The sequence below is a fragment of the Advenella sp. FME57 genome, assembly GCF_014897675.1.
GTDB lineage: Bacteria > Pseudomonadota > Gammaproteobacteria > Burkholderiales > Burkholderiaceae_B > Advenella.
Genome location: NZ_JABUXU010000009.1, coordinates 80,344 through 100,811, shown reverse-complemented (window position 1 = coordinate 100,811; position 20,468 = coordinate 80,344). Strand labels below are relative to the sequence as shown.

The following is a 20,468-nucleotide window of genomic DNA, read 5'->3' as shown; positions in this document are numbered from 1 at the left end:
TGGTTGAACTGGCTGGCTTTTTTGAAATTGTTTAGCGTGTGCCGTTTGCTGATGATCGAACGAACGATTTTTTCAGGCGACATTCATGGGCAATAGCAAAGCGACAAGCTCCCGCGCTTGCCTGTTAGAGGTAATGGATCCTGCGCGAAGCTCAAGCACCGACCGCGCCGGCCAGTACCAGGCCACGCGTGCAGGAGCAAGATAATCGATAAAATGCAGGACACGCGACTGCTTGTCCAGAAAGATAACCGTCAGCGGAACAGTCATGCCGAAAGTATGGACACTGTTACAGGGAACAAAGTGGAAAACATGTCGGGGATGAATAACCTTCCGTCCCATTAAGCCGACCAGGCGCTGAAAAAAACAGTCAAACGTGATTAGTGTATAGGTGGACGATAGCCGCATTCATACTCCGGATTGCAGGATTTTTACCGCGATGGGAAATGCCAGAACGATAAAGGTGCAGGGAAAGATGCAGAAAATCAGCGGCAATAGCATTTTTACCGGCGCTTCCAGAGCCAGCTTTTCTGCACGGTTAAAACGCTCCTGTCTGCGCTGGTCCGATTGCGAACGCAATAACGGACCGAGCGACATACCCATGCTTTCCGCTTGCGCAATGGAGGCAACCCATAGGGACACTTCCGCAGTACCGGTACGCGCGGCCATGGCCTTCAGCGCATCAATGCGGGGCTTACCCGTGCGTATTTCGCTTAGGCAGTAACTCAACTCATCACGCAAAACACCAGGCGAACACAGGTTTGTCGTGTGATACAAAGCGCCTTGCAAGTTCTGGCCGGCCTCTACACACAAGGTCGTCATATCCAGCAGGAAGGGCAACTCACGCAAGATCCGCTGCCGGCGCCTGGTGCCACGTTCTCGCAACCACAACAGTGGCAGCAGCAAGCCTGCCAGCCCCATGACAAGTGCAATCAACAGCACGGATATGAGGCGTTCATTCAGTTGCGACACTTGTATGAGAACGCTACTGACGAAAGCGCAGCAGGCGAACAGGCATTGGATGCCGGCAATGTGATCGATCTGCACCACCTGCTCGAGCCCTGCGCTGCGCAGCAATGACACCAAACGCGCGCGATATCTCCATGACATAAAACGAATGATGGTGCGCCCCAGCACGTGGATCCACGGCCAAAGCAAGACTAATACTTTTTTCTCCTGATAGGCCTGTGGCACAACGACCTTTTTGCTTGCAGGCGAAAGAAAAAGGTAAAGACCAAGGCAAATGGAAATACCCGTGAATATGCAACTAACCCAGAATGCCATTTTCTTTTTTCATTCCTAAATATCGATATTCACAATTTTGAGAATAAGCCAAATGCCCAGCGCTTCCAACAAAAAAATAATCGCCAGGACGATCCACCCAGCCGGATGGAACCACATCGGATACATGGCTGCCGGATCCAGCATATTGAGCACCATCATCAGGAGCAACGGCAATCCTGCCATGACCCAGGCCTGCATTTTCCCCTGTGACGTCAACGCCCGAATTCGTCCCTGTATCTGCTGGCGGGCCTGCAGCGTCTGGGCGATGCGTTCAAGGGCCTCGGCAAGATTGCCGCCGCTTTGAGTCGCGATTTTCAATGCCGACACAAGCAAGCCCGTAGACTCTGAAGGCATGCGCACAAAGAGATCATCAAGGCATTGTTCAAAGGAGATGCCCAACCTTTGCTGTCGCTGCACAAGGCCAAATTCCTGGGAAAGCGGCGCAGGCGCTTGGCCCGTTATCTGGCCGATTGCCGCGTGGACGCCTGCCCCGGCCCGCAGGGCACCGGCAAGCGCCAGCAGCATGGAGGGCAATTGCCCGTCAAATTGTGCGAGACGCCGCCGGCGCAATCTGGCTACCAGCCAGTTAGGTGCCAGAAAGACGAGCAAGCCGGTCATCATGGCCACCCACCACAAGCCGCTGAGCGCCCAGGCAATAAATGCCAGTGACAGCGAAAGAACGACATTGCCCGACCACAGGGCCGACGGATCGATAAACAAAAAGAAATCCTGTAGCCGGCGGGTTGTCTCTGTCTTGACCCGATCTTCCCAGTTTTTCAATATGCGGCCAAATATTTGTTGCAGCAATATAAAGACAACTGCAAAAAAAATCACGACAAACAGCAACACTGCCCAGATCATTGTGAACACTCCTGCAACTGCGCTTGTGATTCAGGCAACTGATTGTCCGACGACATAAACGCATGGGCACCGGAAATGGCTGGCGTGTACTGGCTGAACATTTGCATATCGATCGGGACGCCCTGCACGCGCAAGGCATCAAAACAGTCAGGCGCTATCCCCAACCCCATAAAGGCGCCCGTGCCTTTGCGGTCGAAGCGAAAAATTTCCTGCGATTTGATGACCCCGCTTTCCAGCCCGCAAATTTCCGTAATTGACGTTATCACACGCCGGCCGCAAGCAAGACGGCTTTGCTGCACAATGAAATTGATACTGCCAGCAATGTGTTCCCGGACCGCGGCCAAAGGCAGATCCATACCCGCCATCAGTATCATGGTCTCCAGACGCGCAAGTGCGTCCCTTGGGGTATTGGCATGCAAAGTTGTCAGGGAGCCTTCGTGGCCGGTGTTCATTGCGGCCAGCATGTCAAACGCTTCCGCGCCCCTGCACTCGCCCACCACAATTCTGTCAGGCCGCATGCGCAGGGCGTTTCTGACCAGGTCGCGGATCAACACCTGGCCTTTGCCTTCGAGGTTGGCCGGACGCGCTTCAAGTGCGACCAGATGCTCATGATTCAGGCGTAGCTCTGCCGCATCCTCAATCGTGATAATTCTCTCGTGTTCGGGTATGCAGTTGGACAGGATATTGAGCAAGGTGGTTTTACCGGACCCGGTTCCGCCCGAGACAATGAGATTCTTGCGATGCCTGATACAGAGCGTGAGAAATTGCTGCATGGCTGCATCAAGCGAGCCAAGGCGCAGCAGATCCTGCATACCGGGTCGAAAGTGAGGGAACTTGCGAATGGTCAGACTGGCGCCGCGCAAGGCAACAGGCGGGATGATGGCATTGACGCGCGAACCGTCCTTGAGACGGGCATCGACCATTGGCGAGCTTTCGTCGATCCGGCGCCCCAAAGGCGTCACAATGCGCTCGATGACCCCAAGCACCGATTTTTCGCTACTGAATGCGCCGTTATAGCGGGTCAGTCGCCCGGCCTTTTCTATGAACAGTTCATCGTAGCGATTCACCATAACTTCAGTTATGGCCGGGTCTGCCAATAAGGGCTCCAGCGGCCCGAGTCCGATCGCTTCGTCCAGCACATTCTGCTTCAAGCGTTCACGATCGATATCGGCCGGCAATGCCCGGTTTTCAGCCAGAATCCGATCAAGCATAGCGGCAGCTTCAAGCCTCAGCGCCGAGTCTGTCATCTGTGATACGTCCTTACGACGCAAGTCTAGCGCCTGCAGCAGGCTGGCATGCAACTGCATTTGCCATTGCTGATACCACTGCTGATCGCGCGCAGCGTGCGTGAGGTCGGTTTGTTGCCTCTCGCCACAGTCAGCACTTGCCGGCTGCCAGGAAACAGACGCTGGCGTGCCCTGCGGCCCGGTTGGACTCTGGACCGGAACAGGATCCGGCTGCGTGACCGAAACGCCGCATTGTGGTTCCTGAGAGCGACCATTTTGTGGATCATGAACGGGTGTATCAACTGGTGTATCAACTGAATGTTGAGCAGGTTTATGGAGCGAATCGTCTGTTGGCAGATCAGATCGCCTCTGGTTCCCCTGATGTTGTGACTGCTGTTGTACCTGGGCGCTGCGGGACCGACCGTGCCCGTGTGCGTACTCGACAGAGGCGCTGCCGCGCGTGTACGCCGAATCTGCAATGAACACATCACGTATGAGCATGCGACACGGGCCGATCAGTATTTCGTCGGCGGCAGACAACGGCCCGTACTCGGTAATACGTATGCCATTGACAATCGTACCGGCAAGTGTCCCCATATCTTCAACAAAGATCCCGGCCTGCCGACGAACCAGACGGGCATGTTGCCGGGCCACGCGCCAGCTGCGCACGCAAATCTGGCAATCTTTTTGCCTTCCCACTATGGCCGGCAACGCATATTGGCGACTCTGAAATGTTCCATCTTCAAAGTGCATGTCAATCACAATCACTGTCCCACCTTCAAAAAGTTTGATCTATATCGGATAACTGCAGTCGCAGAATGGGCTTCCATCGAGAGTGGCGCACCCGTATCGGCACATGGCGCTGGCGTCGAACGCCGCCGGTACGCTCCCCCGTCAAACGACCGGCGCGGTCCGCAGGCGGCAACTTACGCGAATACTGCCACCGCTGCCCTGCGGGGATCCAGATGGGATAATGGCGTTTGACCGATGCTGGCACCGCCTGCGATTCCTCGGGTCTGCCCGCTGCCACTGGCGTATTCAGTATCGGCGCGTTCTTGAACGTCTCGTCAATGATGGCGCGGGAACGGGCTGCGCGTTTTTGCAGATCGCGGTTATCTGCGGAGACCACAACGGGTCGTACAAATATGGCCAGTTCAGTTTCATTGCGCTGAAACCTGTTTGATCGAAACAACGCGCCGAGAATAGGCAGGTCGCCCATGCCGGGCAACTTGTCGGCATTACGAAACTGATCGCGGGAGACAAAACCAGCCAACACAAGCGTCTGGCCGGACTGTACATTGAACTCTGTCGAGGTGCGGCGCGTTTTAAGCGCAGGCCCGCCGTTGAGCGCCATGGAGGCATCGACCGAGCTGACCTCAACTTCTATTTTTGATCTCACGTTACCATTTTTCTGGATGCGCGGCGTAATATGCAGACTCACACCGTAAGGCTTGAATACGGTCTGATTCTGTCCGTTCTTGTCGGTCGTCACATAAGGGACCTCGCCGCCGGCCAGAAACTCTGCCGTCGCACCGCTACGTGCCATCAATTGTGGCTGGGCCAATACAACTGCCTGTCCTTCCTGGGCCAAAGCCTGCAGTGATGCGGACAGCAGCGCATTCAGACCAAAATAGCCGGCAGGCGAGATGGCCCTGAACGGAATGTCCAGCACACTGTCGCCCGGCCTGCTCGACAGACGCGAGGACCCGGTGTCCCAGACGGCTCCCATGGAAAACCCACCAGCATGCGTGCCCCATTTAACACCGAGCTCCTGCAATACATTGCGGGGCAGCTCCAGAATCTGTACATCGAGCAGTACCATCTGGTCCCAGCCGATCTGGCTGGTCATATCCACAATTTGTGGGAAATGCCTGACAAGCACCAGCAGGCGCTCACGATCCGCATCGCTCAGATTGTCTCCTTCGACAATGATCTTGTCGCCAACCTGCGTGGTTTTAATCCGCCCTATCGTACTGAGCATACGCCGTATTTCATGTTGCAGCTTTTGTTCCCCGACAGCGCGGACCAATACGTGAAACTGCTGACTTCGATGTGTTTTGTCCCAGATGTTCAGCACGGTTTGCCCCGGCTCCCGGGCAAACAGCACCAGCTCGTTTTCACCGTCGGTGACCGCGTTGACAATTTTTCCGTCGCCCACGGCCACACGGGCCAGATCGACAAACGGCAATACTTTGACGTCACCAACCTGCAATGTGATCTGCGAGCGGGGTTGCTCGTTTGCGCAAGACGGCACCATGGCGCCCATTTCCAGTGCAACAAAAAATGAAAATGCATAAATAAATTTCATAGCGCTTCCTGCTAATCCCTGGGTACGGCTGGTGTCTGAACCTGGGTTGCTCCTATATCACGAACGTCATCGGCAGCAACAGACATGCCTTCGTTGGCAGCGATGGGTTCAACTGGCGAGGCGCTGCCTGATGTTCTGACACCTGGAAGCGAGTTGATCCATGCGCTCACGATGTCCTCTGTCTCGGGCAGTTCAATAAGCCCTCTGGACAACTCGGGCATGCTCGGCCTGGGATCGGAGAGCAGCGCTGGTAACCTGTGTTGCGGCTGGTTGCCATAAATGACTGCAGCTCTGGCCCGTGTAACCGATATCGGTTTTGCAATTCCCAGCAGCGTCGCCAGATCCCCCTGCACGCCCTTGTTGCTTGCCTTGACATCACTCGGATGTCGCAGCAAGGCCGTAATGGTGCCGGCCTGCCGCGCCGCCACCAGTCTGGCTGCTTCTTCCGGTGCCGTGTCCAACGTGACCGTTGAAAATGCTGTGCCTTGAACCGATTCGTCCCCAACGCCAGACGGTTGGCTGTCGCTACCGGTGGCCAGCACCAATACACCCTGCAATAGTGGTGCCGTAATCCTTTTGCGGCGATATTCGAACGACACGTAAAGATCGATCAGATCGCCCGGCACCAGCATGCCCGAGACCGAATTGATGGCATCCACCGGCATGGTAATGGCGCGCCTGCCGCTTCGCACTTTCTGTGAGAATGCTTCGTGACGCTGGGACGCCAGATTGGCGCGCAACAATATATCCCCTTTGCGCATTGCAGTTGTCACTACCTTGCCTTCGATGCTTTGCACGTCTTCGGGTGCAATGCTGCCGCTGGGAACCCAACTGGCCGGGACCTGCATGACCGCCAGATGCAAACGCTCCAGTCGCAATCCTTCGGGCAGATCAAAATCGGCGACGATCCGGCTGACCGTTCGCACTTTGGCCTGCTCGTCCAGCGCCCGGATATGATCCTGTATATAGCGCCGCGCAAACCAGGCCGCCGCCAGACCTGCCGCAATTGCCGCAAGCAATAGCAAGGCGTTGCGGCTTAATCTGAAGATTCGCATTTTTTCCTCCCGCCCTACCACAAGATTGCAGGCGCCATCAGATAAAGCGTTGTATTGCCTTTGACGTTGGCCAGGAAATATTGAAACGTTCGACCGTGACGAATCCAGGTAGCAAGACCTGCCGCTATGCTTTGGGCTTGCCAGTTGGCAGCAATAAGCGTCGTCTTCAATGCATTGGCAAGCTGTTCGGTACTCAGATGCGCATAAGAATAAACTTGATGGCAGGTGCGCTCGCGATCGGCATAGCAGATATCCATTAGCAGCCGGGCGCCATCGGGCACCAGCTGGAGCATGCGACTGCCTGGCAAGCGCAGTGGGTCTATTGCTGGATTCGGATCGGTACCGGCAGGCGCCAGCGTCGTCGCACTCAATAGTGCATGGGTGGTATCTGTATTGAGCACGTCTACCACCAACTGCAGACTCGTCTGGCCAAGCAAGCCACTATAGAAAATCTGGTTCCCGACTCGGGTGAACTGCGAAAACGGTGAAGACCGGCCATGCAATCGCTGCATAAGTTGTCCTGGCGGTTCCTGAAGATTGAGCACCATAAACGCGGAAGGCATACCAAACACCTGAACTGATACCGGCGTCACCTTGGTGCACAGCTTCAGTTCCCGACATACATTACGCAGCAATGCAACGGGAGCATTTTTTGCAGCACTCGCTGCAACCACATCGCCATGCCACAGCAACGATGTAAATACAAAGACGATTTTGACGAATAAAACCTGCATACAATGGTCCAGAAAATGATTCAAGTAACAACAGGGACTTAAGGTTTTTTGCCGGCCCAGGGCATGAACCAGTCAAAAACGGACGCCGCTCGCCCCCAGGGTGTATCAACGGGCATGGCAGCGGCTGCCATTTTTTTCCCTGCCGCATATGACGCGCGCGCGATCTGCTGCCATGCAGTATTGGAAGCGGCCGCGCGCTCGTGTGCCGACTGTGCATTGATGGCGTGCCCGGCATCAACCAGAATTGCGGTATGCCTGCGCAGCGACACTGCAAGACTGTCGATAAAATCCAATGCCCACCCTACCCGTTCAGTACGCGTTAGCGTTTTTTCGGATGGCGTAGTCGCTCGCGGACGAATGCGCAGTGACACATTGGCGATGCCGCTGTCCTTCAGTTCCCACTCCTCGCGTAAAATGGTCGCGTTCCTGTCAACTGCGCCAGGCTGGCTTTGAGGATCAAGGCGGGCCTGCCTGTTGTACGTAACCTGTATTCTGTCATCGACCACCAGCGCATTACCCTGCCGGTTGCGCCAGCCCGCATGCCGCCCCTGGAAAAACCGGGGCGACAATTTGGCGTTGTCGATATTGCCTGCTCTGGCAAGCTCAAACGCACCAAAACGGCTGGCATGTTGCTCATACAACGCCACATCTTGCAGTCGCCCCAGCCAGGTGGCAGCAGCAAAAAAAGTAAGCACGCATAAAAGCACAATCAAGCCTTCGGTGAGTGCCTGTCCATGCTGATATTTCATATCAATTTCCCTTTTTGACCGGATTTGGAACAAGGTGCGCCTGCCAAAAGGGATGCCACATCCCCGGCTGTTCGTTGCGATACTTCCTGTTTTCGCTGGCTGGTTCAAAGAATGTCTCTGCCGACGCAGATACAACAAGCGCGGGCTGATCGGCAAAATGCTGCCTGACGGTGATCGCGAACCCCAATGGGCGACGGCGATAAGCGTCACGCACATCGTAAAAAGGAACCAGGCCGCCCCCCTCCCATTGAGGTTTTCCGACGACGGCCCGTGAGTTTGCCAGCGGATTGGCGCTGCCGGAAAAAATATCCCAGCTTGTGGCCCGAGTAACCCAGCGCCAAAAATCAATATCGCCAAAGTTATCGGGTGCGTTTTCTGAGTAAGGCATATCAGTGCCAGGCAGATTCGCGCGGCCGGGGATCCAGCCCCATCCCATGGGATATTCCCGGTAGTAGCAGCCAATATACTGATTGCTTCTGAGCGCATGATAGGACTGGGTATCTGTTGATTGCCAGTTACCGCTGCTGTCGAGCACTGTTCGACCACGCCGCCGCAGTTCGTGGCGCAGTTGCGGACATTGATACTGCACCATCCAGCTATTGCGCTGCACATGGTCACGAACATCCAGAAAATCATAAAGCGCGACCACGTCTTCAAGAAACCGTCGATAGCCTGCGGCTGGCCTGTAGCGCGTGGTGTAGGGCTTTTCAAGGTGATTGCGGGCAACCCATGACAACGGCGCAGATTGGTCCGCCGGATAGCTGACGGGCACGACCGTTGCTGGCTGACGAACCGGTCCGCCCTGTGTGAACAGCGCTTTCTGCGTAACAGCACTTTTTGGAAAATTCTGCTCAAGCACCTGCGTGATCGCCCGATCCCTGGCGCTTTGCATGCTTTGATGGACTGCTTCAGAGGCCGCCTGCAGCACATGCCGGACGATCCGGTCATGTTCTGCAAAAAGACGTGGCAGTTCGCCCCCTGTGCGGGCCATGTCTCGTAACGCCAAAGCACGGGCAGAGGCGGTGTACCCTGCCAGGTGCTGCGCACCGAACATCATGCCGATCACATGGGCAGGCGGATTGAACGTTGCCAGCTGCTGGCCCTGTGTTGCCGCAAACAGACCCCAGGAGCCGAGTGTCACCAGATGCGCCATCGCCACCTGGTGCGCCGTCTGGGTAAGATTGATATACGCCTGCATATTCAGCGCCCGGGCCTGTACTAACGCACCTGAATAGGCCGCCGCGTCTACCGCGTGCATCAGTCGCGCCTTACGCCCGACTACCTGCCCGACACCGAACTGATAGATAAGTGCCACGGCCAGCAGCATGACCAGAAAAAGACCCAGCACCAGCGCCTGACCTCGTTGAGTGTCAAGCCGCATGTTCTGGCGATGTTTCAAGTACAGCTCGTTCATGACAAATGCAATTACTGCCCTGTTGAGCCGCCACCGACAGCGTCTGCATTGCCCGTAAAGCTTTTGAGCGATTTGGCTGCAGTTTGCCCTGCTGCCCGTTCAGCCGCGCTGCGGGCGGCCTGGGATTCGGCTGAGCCGTCTTCGCCGGCCAGTTCCCTGGCAATGGCTGCGGTCTGCGAACGCAGCGTTTGACCGAACAGCTGAAACACTGCAATAGCAGAAATAGCCACCAGGGCAACAACAATAATGTACTCAGTCATGCCCTGCCCGCGTTGCGCTTTTAAACGTTCCTGCATACCTGTCCTCCGATTGATTGATGAGGCAGATAGTGTGCCGTGCAGCGGCGACCGGTGCAATTCGCAGAATCCGACAGCGACATTTCCATATGCCGCAGCTTGCGCAATCGCCCCTGGCTGCCTGTGTATACGTTTTATGCATAACAGAATTCAAAACCGGCCCATTGCGCTTGCTGCCACAGCCTACTAACATGAGCAACAAGCGAGCTAATATGCCGTTTGAAATACCACCTCTGAAATACCGCCTTTGAATATCACCAAGGAACGCGACCCATGTTTGACTGTGCGCCGGCAAAAAAGCACACCGAAAAGATCACCTTCGATGTCCCCGTCAATGCCTGCGACAGCCATTGTCATATCTTCGGCCCGGCCGAGCGCTTTCCTTTTGACGCCAATCGCTCCTATACGCCACCCGATGCAGGCCTTGACGATCTGAATACCAAACAGGCCAATCTGGGTCTGCGCCGCGCCGTATTGGTCCAGCCCAACTGCCATGGTTACGATATGACAGCGATCACAGATGCCATAGGACGAAGCCGGGGTCAATACCGCGGGGTGGCGCTACTGCCGGCACACGTAAGCCGGAATCAGTTGCTGCAAGTGGACCAGGCCGGCATTCGAGGCGTGCGTTTCAATTTCGTTGCCCATCTGGCTGGCGCAACAATCGACGACGTGACGGCTATGGCCGGCAAAATTGCCGACTTGGGCTGGCATATCTGTATTCACGCCGATGAGATTTCACTGTTGCGCCTGCTGCCGGACCTTAAAAATCTACCCGTCCCCTTTGTGATTGATCATATGGGACGAATAGACACGAATAAAGGCTTACATAGCGAAGCCTTTGAAGCGCTGCTGCAACTGCGTCACTGCCGGCAGGCCTGGGTCAAGATTTCCGGCGTGGATCGGCTGGCCGGCGGCGCCGCGCCTTATACGGCAGGCCATGCATTCATGAAAGCCATTATTGACGCCATGCCCGATCGTACCCTATGGGGCAGCGACTGGCCGCACCCCAATGTCACAGGCGAGGTGCCTGATGATGGCCTGTTGCTCAATATCTTCGGTGCGGTCTGCGAGGATCCCGCACTGCGCAACAAGATCCTTGCCGACAACCCCCAGGTGCTCTATCGATTCGATGATTGCCAGGCCACCGGAGCGGCCAAATGACTATGTCAACTGTCATTGTCATCCGCATTCCCGGCCTTCGACTGACCCGCGAGCACTGCGATGCGTTACTGAGTAATGTCCTGGGCGCCAGTGACCACCGTGCCCACCTGTGCCATGCCGTAGACGCGCCAGAGACTTATATCTATCTTGCCGATGCCCTGGATAACACCGCGCCGCAAGAGCCAACGAAAACCACAAGCATGATTCGGCCGACCGATACGCTGGCGGCCGCTATTGCACAGCACTACCCTAATGCGAGCACAGACCTGCTGCAGCTCACGCTGGATCTGCGTGGCCAGGCCTGGGACAAAACAGCGACCTGGCATTACGTTGTGGAAACCGACGTTGACGCCACTGCCGAAGCCGACTTCAATGACTGGTATACACAAGAGCATATGCCAGGCCTGGCAGCCGTACCAGGCACCGTCAGAGCCATGCGCCTACACAATCGTGATGGCGCGCCGCGCTACCACGCGCTCTATTTGCTGCAGGCACAAGACATCTTTGGTTCACCGCAATGGCTTGCAGTCCGGGGCACCGAATGGAGCAGCCGGGTACGCCCGCACTTCAAAAATACCAAACGCACCATGTTCAACATTATCAGGTAAGGAACACGATGACCCGCCTATCAGTGCCGGATCCGGCCACTATGAACGACCATCAAAAGCAGGTATATGCTGCTATTGCCGCGGGCCCACGCGGTCAGGTACGCGGGCCGCTGGCTATCTGGCTGAACCGGCCCGGTCTGGCCGAGCATGCTCAGGCGCTGGGTCAATACTGCCGCTATGACTCGAGTCTTTGCACCCGCCTGTCTGAACTGGCTATTTTGACGATGGCAGTGTTGTGGCAATCTGAGTTTGAATGGTGGGCGCACAAGCCGATCGCGCTCAAAGCGGGTGTTTCACAGGACACTATTGACGCACTGATGCATAACCGTCAGCCCATTCCCTTTGCGCGGGAAGATGAACAGGTTGTACATGATTTTGTGCACACGCTGGTGACCACCCGCCAGATACCCCAGTGGCTGTACGACAAAGCAATCGACACGCTGGGCCAGGACAACGTTGTGGACCTGGTCGGGCTGGCTGGATACTACACTCTGATCTCAATGACCCTGAATGTTTTTGAAGTTGGACTGCCCGAAGGCGCGCAGGCACAGTTCACAAGATAAACTCGGATTTAAACGATGATTTAAACCCCGATGAGCACGGGACATCGAATCCTGCTCTGCCAGCATGCGATGAAACACGACCGGCGTGCGGGTATATAAATGTGCTACCCGCTTTCCAGGGTTTCGTAGGTTTGCAGGCGGGCTGGATCAGGAATATAGACGTCCCTGCCTTCTACCATAATAAGGTTACGCGCACACAAGTCGCGCATGATACGTGAAAAATGCTCTGGTGTGATGTTTAGCAGTGAAGCAACCAGCGCCTTGTTGGTGTTGAAACGGAACTGCCCGCCATCCTGAAGCTGTGCATGCTCAAGAAAATAGTCCACTACGCGCTGGGTAGCCGATTTGAGCGTATAAGACTCTATGTCCTTGAGCAAAGCATACACCCGGCGACTCATGTTGCTGAGCATGCGCATGGCAAATGCCGGCTCGCGTTCAAGCAGAGCGAGCATACTGTCCTTTGAAATATGCAGTAAAAACAGAGCGCTGGTGGCCTGCGCGGACACCAGGCTTTCCATATTCTCCAGAAAGACGCTCTCTTCTCCGAAGCTATCGCCCGGCCCCAGGGTACGTACGACTTTTTCGCCACCATTGGGCGCGACAAACAACAGCTTGACACTGCCGTTGACGACAACGTGAAACCCTTTGCGGGTCGCGCCTTTTTCAATGATGTCATGAATGAGTGCGCCCTTGTGGAACGAGCGATGCGTGACTGACTGCGCTATTGTCTTGACTGCGGCCGGCGCCAGACCTTCGAACATGGGCAAGCGAGCCAGGAATTCACAAACAGATAGACCACCTCTGACCATAGGCTTAATCCTTCCAATGAGAATAAGCGCTATTGTGAAAGCATTAATGAAAATACATTTTGATACAAGTCAATAAAATCTCATCATTTCGATCAATTTTTGTTTAGACCTGCCATTTTTTAAACCTGCCAATCGATCGGCGCCAGGCCTTGGGTTTGGAGATATTCGTTGGCTTTTGAAAAATGCCGGCAGCCAAAAAATCCACGGCTTGCAGATAGCGGAGAAGGATGAACGCCTGTCAGAACCAGGTGGCGTCTTTTGTCTATGAACTCGCCTTTCTTTTTGGCGTGATTGCCCCATAGCATGAACACCAGATGTTCCCTTTTTTCGCTGAGCGCACGAATCACCTGGTCTGTGAATGTTTCCCATCCCCAGGCAGCATGTGAATGAGCCATGCCCGCCTGGACCGTGAGCACTGTATTCAGAAGCAGCACGCCCTGCTGCGCCCACTTTTCAAGATAACCGTGGTTGGGCATGGTGAATCCTGGAATATCGGTTTTAAGTTCCTTGTAAATATTCAAGAGTGACGGCGGAATGCGCACCGACGGTTTGACCGAAAATGCCAGGCCGTGTGCCTGATCCGGTCCATGATAGGGATCCTGCCCCAGAATGACGACTTTGACCTGCTCCAGTGGCGTCAGCCGAAAGGCGCTGAACATGTCTTGTTCCGATGGGTATATCGTATTGCCGTTTGCCCGGGCCTGGTGGACACGTTCGCGCAGCGATATGAAATAAGGCTTTTCCTTTTCGGACCCGATGGCATCGGCCCAGCTTTGGACGACTTCAGTCATGTGTTTTAGCGGCACCAAGCGCCGGATTGGTTAGTGAAAAACCGAATTGTACCAACTATTGTCATGCCCGCCTCGCAGCAGACATGGGTTATCGCGCACTGCCACTGTCTGGCGACATCGAAGTAACCGCTGTTGTCAACACCCGGTCAAACGCGCCTGAAGCAGGTGCTATCAAGGTTGATTCGAGTGTGCCGGGACCCGTATGGATCGGTGCGGACGCGACATCGTCAGCGTGTGACATGGCGGCGCCCAGATCAGGTGCGGCGTATGCCGCCCGCATGAGCGCAACCGCGACCAGCAACGCAGTCGTCAGGCACATCTTTAGCAGCCGTTCCTGAAACAGGTGCGATTGGGGCACATTCATCTGTGCAGTATGTCCTTGATAATCAGCCGCTTACCGAATATGGCGCAGCCTTAAGAAACTGGGGGGAGATTGCAGCGTGAGGCGATTGTACAAGAAAAAGCCATTGCGTTTGTGTCGCTGCATTTGGATCGCCCGGCGCCGTCGTAAAAATATGACACATCGTCGGGCAACGGCGCAAAGGCAAGTGCCAATTGAGCATCAATTTAGGTATTTTTCAGGGGTTTTTCAGTCACATTATCGCAATTGTGTTTAAAGTGAGACTCTTGCGTTTCGTATCACTTTTCAGCTCAACGCCCGGCGGTTTACGACGAATCGCGCTTAACTTAGACAGTCTTGGCAGCTGACCATTCACAAGCTGCTCCCCTAGCGAAGTTCCGTTTATGACCACCCCGCACAGCGCCAGCGAAAATGAAGTCCAGCAGATTGCCTGGAAACAGAATCTGTATGTCTGCCTTTTTGGTTCCTTTACCACCATATTGGCGATGACGCTGATACTACCGATACTACCGGTATATATCCAGAACCTGGGTGTCACCGATCCCGAGGCCGTCGTCAGTTGGTCGGGTTGGATCTTCAGCATCACATTCCTGGCGGCCGGGCTGATGGCGCCGGTGTGGGGCCGGTTTGCCGACCGCTATGGCAGGAAAATCATTCTGATTCGCGCCAGCCTTGGCATGGCCATTGGCATCGCCCTTATCGGTTGCGCGCAAACGGTCTGGCAACTGTTCTGGCTGCGACTGCTGGTCGGGCTGCTGGGCGGCTACGCGTCGGGCGCCACTATTCTGGTGGCTACCCAGACGCCACGTGCCCATACCGGTTGGGCCGTGGGTATGCTGGCCTCGGGCACGCTGGCCGGCAACCTGCTGGGCCCTCTGATCGGCGGCATCGTGCCGGCGTTGCTGGGAATCCGACTGACATTTTTTGTTGCCGGCGGCATTATTCTGCTCGCGTTTTTCTGTACAGTATTCATGATCCGCGAAACCCACAAGCCACGCGAGGCGCCGCCCAAAAACGCAATACCCTACTCGTTCTGGAAATCGGGCCGGCAGCGCAATCTGGTGTTGCTGATGCTGCTGGCCGGTACCCTGCTGATGTTTGCCAATATGTCGGTAGAGCCCATCATTACGCTTTATCTGGCGTCGCTGCGTACACTGACCGACCAGATTCCCTTGCTGGCGGGCATTGCCATGTCCGCCACGGCCTTCGGCAGCATGCTGTTTTCTTCAAGGGCAGGACGCTGGGGCGACACGCACGGTCACCTTAAAATGCTGATAGCAAGCTTTATCGCAACGGCTGTTCTGTTACTGCTGCAAGGACTGGCCCAGACCGACTGGCAATTTATCACCTTGCGTTTTCTGATGGGGATGACGCTTTGCGGCATTATGCCGGCGCTGACAGCCATGATCCGACATAATGTGCCGGCCGATGCCGCCGGTGGCGTACTCGGATATGCAACGTCCACGCAATATGCCGGCCTGGTACTGGGACCGCTGGCCGGAGGATTGGTTGCCAATCAGGCAGGATTTACGGCTGTGTTCGTGATGACCGGGGCGGTCATGCTGCTTGCCGCAGCATTGCTTTTCAGGCAAATGCGCACGACCGCCGGGCCGGATACCGCCTGAACGGAACGCCTCAAGCAAACGAACGCTTCAGGGAAACACGAGCGCCCTACTTGAATCTGCCGCCGAATACCAGCGACAAAATGGCCAGTACAATGAAGACAACGAACAGGATCTTGGCGATGGACGCGGCCCCGGCCGCAATACCACCAAAGCCCAGAACAGCGGCGATGATGGCAATAATGAAAAATACGACGGCATAGTGCAACATGGGCTTCTCCTGCTACATTGTTGGTTATTAATAATCAAACAACAGGCCCGTACTGCATTTACGGTTGAGTATTCTGATCTTTAATTCAACTGAAATCGGGCACTGCGTGTACTCACGATTTACTTAATAAAGACTGCACGTGAATATTACCATACGTCGCGAAAACGAGAATACCTGCGATGTGAATCATAGCGGCGGTCCCAGCGATGACGACGGTCATACCTGCGATCATCACTGTAATAACGCGGCTTGTTACGCCAGCCATGATGGCGGTAACGTGGATGATGCCTGTGATAATGACGATCGCCGTAATGGCGGTGGTCAACCTGCATTGTATAAGGGTGGCTGCTATACCCACGCTCGTAGGGACGCTCGTTTGCCAGTGCAGACGTAGCCGCGCCCAAAGACAGGCAGGCAAGAACGATAGCAAGCAGTTTTTTGATGGAGACCATAGTCATACTCCTTTCTTGACGGCATACCATTTTGGTGCCGAAACCATGTGTATGAAAAACACGATTCGATAGTAATAGCCTGCACGCGCGATTGCTATTACCAAATATGACTGGCATTTCGCAGGGTTTCTATTCAGACTCCGACCAATTTCGGTCGGTTTCAGAAACGGGTTATTTGCGCCTCCGGGAGCGCGCCGCGCCGCTTGCGCCGCCGCAACAATCATTGCAAAAGGTCGTATTTTCAATATTTTTCAAGACAGCAGCGTACACCCGGGTAGCGTACGCTGACGCTGCCAATTCAGCGAATCATGGTTGTCCTGTGGCCTGCTGTCTAATTCAATTGATATTGATTTTTGTCAACTGCACAACAGACCAGAACCCGCACAATGAGATATTCACAAGCGCCGCGTCTCATCAGTCAATACCACGGGAACCGGCTACGCAGCTTTGTGCTCAATCCAACCAGGACACCCGCATGCATTCCTTCTCGCCCCTACGAATCAAAAATCATACATTGTTGCCGATGGTGCAAGGCGGCATGGGCGTCGGTATTTCCGCCAGCAGCTTGTCCGCCGCCGTCGCGCGTGAAAATGCCGTGGGAACCATCGCCAGCATCGACCTGCGGCACCTGCATCCGGATCTGCTGGAGCAATCCAAGGCACTGGCCAGCCAGGAACACTATGACAGGCTCAACCGGATCGCCCTGGACCGGGAGGTCAAAAAGGCCTTAAAACACGCCAACGGCCAGGGCATGATCGCCGTCAACGTGATGAAGGCAGTAAGCGACTACGCCGCCCTTGTACAGCAGGCCTGCGAGTCCGGAGCGCAAGCGATTGTCATGGGAGCCGGGCTGCCGCTGGAATTGCCGGACCTGACCCGCGAGCATCCCGACGTCGCGCTCATTCCAATTCTGTCCGAATCGCGCGGCATACAGATTGTGCTCAAGCGCTGGATGAAGAAAAACCGCCTGCCCGATGCCATTGTGATCGAGCACCCCAATCACGCCGGCGGCCATTTGGGCGCAACGACTATTGACGATCTGGGCAGTGGCCGCTTCTCTTTTGCCCGAGTGCTGGAAGAAACCGTGCAGGTGTTTCGGCAACTGGGGCTGGAGGGCGAAAAGATCCCGCTCATTCTGGCCGGTGGAATGGCTAATGTGCGCAAGATCAGTACCGCACTGCGGCAATGGGGGGCGGCCGCCGTACAGATCGGCACCGCGTTCGCCGTCACCCGCGAGGGCGACGCGCATGACAATTTCAAGCAGATACTGGCTGGCGCCAGAGACGAAGATATTGTCGAATTCATGTCCGTCGCCGGACTCCCGGCACGGGCGGTGATGACACCCTATCTACAGAAGTACCTGCGCAACGAGCAAAAACTCCAGGCATCTGCCAAGGCCGATCCGCGCCGCTGTGTACAAAGCATGAACTGCCTGCAGGTATGTGGACTGCGCGACGGCATTTCAAAAATCGGTCAATTCTGCATCGACCAGCGCCTGACCGACGCGTTCAACGGCGATGTGCGCAAGGGTCTGTTTTTCCGGGGCAAGGATCCGTTGCCGTTTGGCCAGCAGATTCGCAGCGTGTACGACACCATTCAGTACCTGCTGACCGGGAATGCCGCGCCGCAGGTCAATCACGCTTTGGCGTAACGCGCCAGCAATTTGTCAAGCTGGCCGGCAAACGCACGCGTGTCTGCCTGATCAAAAGACCTGGGGCCGCCGGTTTCAATGCCGGCACTGCGCAACTCTTCCATCATGTCGCGCATGGTCAGCCGCTCGCGGATGGTTTCCTTTGAATACAGCTCCCCACGAGGATTCAATGCCTGAACCCCCTTTTCCAGCACTTCGGCAGCCAGCGGGATATCTGCAGTGATCACCAGGTCGCCAGCGCTGGCGTGCTGGCTGATATAGGCATCGGCAACATCGAAACCCCGCGGTACCTGACGTGACTGAATATAAACAGACGGGGGCACATTGAGCATCTGATTGGCCACCAGCGTCGTTTTCACCTGCCAGCGCACAGCGGCTCTGAACAGAATGTTTTTGATCACAACCGGGCACGCGTCCGCATCCACCCAAATTTCCATTTCCTGCTCCTGCCGCAGACAACCCGATTTACAGTCTCTGGCCAGACTGTCCGATGTATACGTTTATCCTGTAGACACCTACGCACCATTGCGCCAACTCGCAAAATTATACGGCGCTTTGCCCGCCAGTCGTCAAAAGGATGCTACCCGTGCTGCGATCGCTTATCTGTTAGGTCGTGTATTTGTAAGCATGCGCATATTGCCGTGGCAACATCGCATGCCAAATGGCAGTTGCGATAGCAATAGTAAAAATAATAGCAACGGGCATTGCAGATGACCATCTGTCGGCGGCACCCTGAGCCAGTTGCCCCTGAGCGTTCAACACACCAGAAAACATGTGACATCCGCGCATGCCCGCCCCAGCCCAAATGCAGAGCCTCGACCAATCATGCACGTGTCTGCGTTACTCCAGGGCCAGGCTGACTGCCCTGGCATCCAGCAGTTTGTCCCGATGCTTGACCAATATCCGATAGGTATCCCGGGAAAAATCACCTTTGCCACAGTCCATCAGTGCCTGCAGTTCTGTTTCGTCCCGGGCCGTTCCCAAATAGCACCACTGATGAATGACATGCACCAGATTTCCTTCTCGCAGCAGCGCAGCGCCCTCGAATGGCCAGTCCCGCAGCCTTAACGCCGACAAGGCGGTCATCAGTCGGGCCGAATGGGCAATAGGCGACTCTTGCCCGACGCAGGCGCCGGCACAAGACTTCAATTGCCGCGCAAAACACGGGCTGGCGCTGTGTACCTTCTCCAGACCAAGCGTTGCCTTGCATAGTTTTTCGCTTTTGATGATAGCCAGTAGCGCCTCTTTCGCATCCCGCGCAGATGAAAACAGACCGTACAGATGCAAGCCATGCCCGATCGCAATGTCAGTTCCGCCCAAAAGAACGGGAACCCACAGGCCGGGGGACTTCTCGATCAGTTGCCAGGTAAAAACATCCTTTTGTCTGCGCAACTGGCGATTCAAGGTGGGCATCCATTCCTTGATCAAGCGCGACTCGGTCAGCAGCGCATCCACTTCGCCGGCACAGCGAATATGCTCGATACGTCGAATCTGCATGGAAATTTTCATTTCCTTGGGCGCCGTATGATCGCTGGCAAAATGCGATAGTACTCGCTGGCGCAAACGATTGCTTTTGCCAATATATATCGGCAGCTCGTTCTCGCCATAAAACACATAGACGCCAAAACTATTGGGCAAAGCGTCGATCACGGCCGGATCAATATGCGCCGGCAGCGATGGCCGGGCTACCAGGCCCTGCACAATGTCATCAACGATTTTCCGCTCGTGCTCCCGGCAGACACATTCCCAGAACTGCAGCAATGCATAAGCATCATCGTAGGCGCGGTGCCTGTCCTGCATGGTCAGGCCATGCCGCTGAATCAGGTAATCGAGCCCGTGACGCCGGTGCTGCGGATAGAGTCGGCGGGACAGCTTGACGGTACAAAGCATATTTGCCGTGAAATCCTGCCCTACCCGCCGAAAGGCATTCTTGATAAAACCATAATCAAAGCGGGCGTTATGGGCGACAAAAATGTGCCCGGCAAGCAGTTGCTGAATGTGTTCTGCCAGTTGCGCAAAGGTGGGCGCACTGGCCACCATCTGGCTGGTAATTCCTGTCAGGCTTTCTATATAGCCCGGGATACGGCATTCCGGATTGATCAGGCTTTGCCAGGTACTGACGGAGTGCCCGTCATAGCGCACAATGGCGATCTCGGTCAGACGATCGGTCGAAGCCGACCCGCCGGTCGTTTCGACATCGACAAAAGCAAAGGGCTTGTCTGGAGTAGCAACAGTTGGAGCGTAGCTGGACATGGGCAGGATTGAGCACTGTAAATTTATACAGCATTTATACACCATTCTGGCCCACTGTG

22 protein-coding genes are annotated in these 20,468 nt (G+C 55.5%); 5 read left to right on the top strand and 17 right to left on the bottom strand.

The window, feature by feature from the left end:
• Positions 1 to 72: 72 nt before the first annotated feature.
• From INT32_RS12045 to INT32_RS12000, 10 genes are read right to left on the bottom strand one after another with little or no spacing between them, the layout of a single operon-like run.
• Entirely contained in the window at positions 73 to 405 is a 333-nt protein-coding gene (locus INT32_RS12045) for a DUF192 domain-containing protein (RefSeq protein WP_193088978.1), read from the bottom strand.
• On the bottom strand, positions 406 to 1,281 hold the full coding sequence (locus INT32_RS12040; RefSeq protein WP_226816947.1) for a type II secretion system F family protein: 876 nt from the start codon (positions 1,279 to 1,281) through the stop codon (positions 406 to 408). It lies immediately after the preceding gene.
• Between the two features lie 15 nt (positions 1,282 to 1,296).
• Positions 1,297 to 2,142 carry a type II secretion system F family protein gene (locus tag INT32_RS12035; protein ID WP_193088977.1) on the bottom strand — a complete coding sequence of 282 codons (846 nt, stop codon included), beginning with the start codon at positions 2,140 to 2,142 and terminating at the stop codon, positions 1,297 to 1,299.
• The gene (locus INT32_RS12030; RefSeq protein ID WP_370540220.1) at positions 2,139 to 4,136 is read right to left on the bottom strand and encodes an ATPase, T2SS/T4P/T4SS family; all 1,998 of its coding nucleotides are present in this window, start codon (positions 4,134 to 4,136) and stop codon (positions 2,139 to 2,141) included. Before INT32_RS12030 ends, INT32_RS12035 begins: the two co-directional genes overlap by 4 nt.
• A 10-nt stretch (positions 4,137 to 4,146) precedes the next feature.
• Complete coding sequence (locus tag INT32_RS12025; protein WP_193088976.1) at positions 4,147 to 5,676, bottom strand: type II and III secretion system protein family protein; 1,530 nt, start codon at positions 5,674 to 5,676, stop codon at positions 4,147 to 4,149.
• An 11-nt stretch (positions 5,677 to 5,687) separates the two neighbouring features.
• Positions 5,688 to 6,731: a Flp pilus assembly protein CpaB gene (gene cpaB / locus INT32_RS12020; RefSeq protein ID WP_193088975.1), complete on the bottom strand. Its 1,044-nt coding sequence runs from the start codon at positions 6,729 to 6,731 to the stop codon at positions 5,688 to 5,690.
• 14 nt (positions 6,732 to 6,745) lie between these two features.
• Positions 6,746 to 7,465: a hypothetical protein gene (locus tag INT32_RS12015; protein WP_193088974.1), complete on the bottom strand. Its 720-nt coding sequence runs from the start codon at positions 7,463 to 7,465 to the stop codon at positions 6,746 to 6,748.
• A gap of 38 nt (positions 7,466 to 7,503) precedes the next feature.
• Positions 7,504 to 8,214: a pilus assembly protein gene (locus INT32_RS12010; protein ID WP_193088973.1), complete on the bottom strand. Its 711-nt coding sequence runs from the start codon at positions 8,212 to 8,214 to the stop codon at positions 7,504 to 7,506.
• Between the two features lies 1 nt (position 8,215).
• Positions 8,216 to 9,628, bottom strand: coding sequence for a Tad domain-containing protein (locus tag INT32_RS12005; protein WP_193088972.1), 1,413 nt, complete (start codon positions 9,626 to 9,628; stop codon positions 8,216 to 8,218).
• Between the two features lie 11 nt (positions 9,629 to 9,639).
• Positions 9,640 to 9,924: a Flp family type IVb pilin gene (locus INT32_RS12000; RefSeq protein ID WP_193088971.1), complete on the bottom strand. Its 285-nt coding sequence runs from the start codon at positions 9,922 to 9,924 to the stop codon at positions 9,640 to 9,642.
• 273 nt (positions 9,925 to 10,197) lie between these two features.
• On the opposite strand from INT32_RS12000, the gene INT32_RS11995 reads away from it, so the two are divergent.
• Genes INT32_RS11995 through INT32_RS11985 form a run of 3 tightly spaced genes read left to right on the top strand, consistent with a single transcriptional unit; the run spans position 10,198 to position 12,259 of the window.
• Entirely contained in the window at positions 10,198 to 11,088 is an 891-nt protein-coding gene (locus tag INT32_RS11995) for an amidohydrolase (protein WP_193088970.1), read from the top strand.
• Complete coding sequence (locus INT32_RS11990) at positions 11,085 to 11,696, top strand: DUF4286 family protein (protein ID WP_193088969.1); 612 nt, start codon at positions 11,085 to 11,087, stop codon at positions 11,694 to 11,696. Before INT32_RS11995 ends, INT32_RS11990 begins: the two co-directional genes overlap by 4 nt.
• Positions 11,697 to 11,704: 8 nt before the next feature.
• Positions 11,705 to 12,259: a carboxymuconolactone decarboxylase family protein gene (locus INT32_RS11985; protein WP_193088968.1), complete on the top strand. Its 555-nt coding sequence runs from the start codon at positions 11,705 to 11,707 to the stop codon at positions 12,257 to 12,259.
• 104 nt (positions 12,260 to 12,363) lie between these two features.
• On the opposite strand, the gene INT32_RS11980 is transcribed toward INT32_RS11985, so the two are convergent.
• The 3 genes from INT32_RS11980 to INT32_RS11970 all read right to left on the bottom strand — a co-directional run bounded on the left by INT32_RS11980 (position 12,364) and on the right by INT32_RS11970 (position 14,223).
• Positions 12,364 to 13,068, bottom strand: coding sequence for a Crp/Fnr family transcriptional regulator (locus INT32_RS11980; protein WP_193088967.1), 705 nt, complete (start codon positions 13,066 to 13,068; stop codon positions 12,364 to 12,366).
• Positions 13,069 to 13,187: 119 nt separating this feature from the next.
• The gene (ung, locus tag INT32_RS11975; RefSeq protein WP_193088966.1) at positions 13,188 to 13,859 is read right to left on the bottom strand and encodes a uracil-DNA glycosylase; all 672 of its coding nucleotides are present in this window, start codon (positions 13,857 to 13,859) and stop codon (positions 13,188 to 13,190) included.
• 88 nt (positions 13,860 to 13,947) lie between these two features.
• Complete coding sequence (locus tag INT32_RS11970; RefSeq protein ID WP_193088965.1) at positions 13,948 to 14,223, bottom strand: hypothetical protein; 276 nt, start codon at positions 14,221 to 14,223, stop codon at positions 13,948 to 13,950.
• 380 nt (positions 14,224 to 14,603) lie between these two features.
• Here INT32_RS11970 and INT32_RS11965 point away from each other — a divergent pair, with 380 nt between their 5' ends.
• Positions 14,604 to 15,845 carry an MFS transporter gene (locus tag INT32_RS11965; protein ID WP_193088964.1) on the top strand — a complete coding sequence of 414 codons (1,242 nt, stop codon included), beginning with the start codon at positions 14,604 to 14,606 and terminating at the stop codon, positions 15,843 to 15,845.
• A 46-nt stretch (positions 15,846 to 15,891) separates the two neighbouring features.
• Here the strand turns inward: INT32_RS11965 and INT32_RS11960 are convergent, their stop codons facing one another.
• Positions 15,892 to 16,053 (bottom strand): DUF1328 domain-containing protein, encoded by a 162-nt coding sequence (locus tag INT32_RS11960; RefSeq protein WP_024006252.1) that lies wholly within the window; start codon positions 16,051 to 16,053, stop codon positions 15,892 to 15,894.
• A 146-nt stretch (positions 16,054 to 16,199) separates the two neighbouring features.
• Positions 16,200 to 16,505, bottom strand: a complete 306-nt coding sequence (locus INT32_RS11955) for a hypothetical protein (RefSeq protein WP_193088963.1) — start codon at positions 16,503 to 16,505, stop codon at positions 16,200 to 16,202.
• Positions 16,506 to 16,980: 475 nt separating this feature from the next.
• Here INT32_RS11955 and INT32_RS11950 point away from each other — a divergent pair, with 475 nt between their 5' ends.
• Positions 16,981 to 18,156, top strand: a complete 1,176-nt coding sequence (locus tag INT32_RS11950; protein WP_193088962.1) for a nitronate monooxygenase family protein — start codon at positions 16,981 to 16,983, stop codon at positions 18,154 to 18,156.
• Here the strand turns inward: INT32_RS11950 and INT32_RS11945 are convergent.
• Positions 18,141 to 18,593 carry a YaiI/YqxD family protein gene (locus INT32_RS11945; protein WP_193088961.1) on the bottom strand — a complete coding sequence of 151 codons (453 nt, stop codon included), beginning with the start codon at positions 18,591 to 18,593 and terminating at the stop codon, positions 18,141 to 18,143. The genes INT32_RS11950 and INT32_RS11945 overlap by 16 nt on opposite strands.
• A 403-nt stretch (positions 18,594 to 18,996) precedes the next feature.
• Positions 18,997 to 20,409 (bottom strand): 3'-5' exonuclease family protein, encoded by a 1,413-nt coding sequence (locus INT32_RS11940; RefSeq protein ID WP_193088960.1) that lies wholly within the window; start codon positions 20,407 to 20,409, stop codon positions 18,997 to 18,999.
• Positions 20,410 to 20,468: the final 59 nt, after the last annotated feature.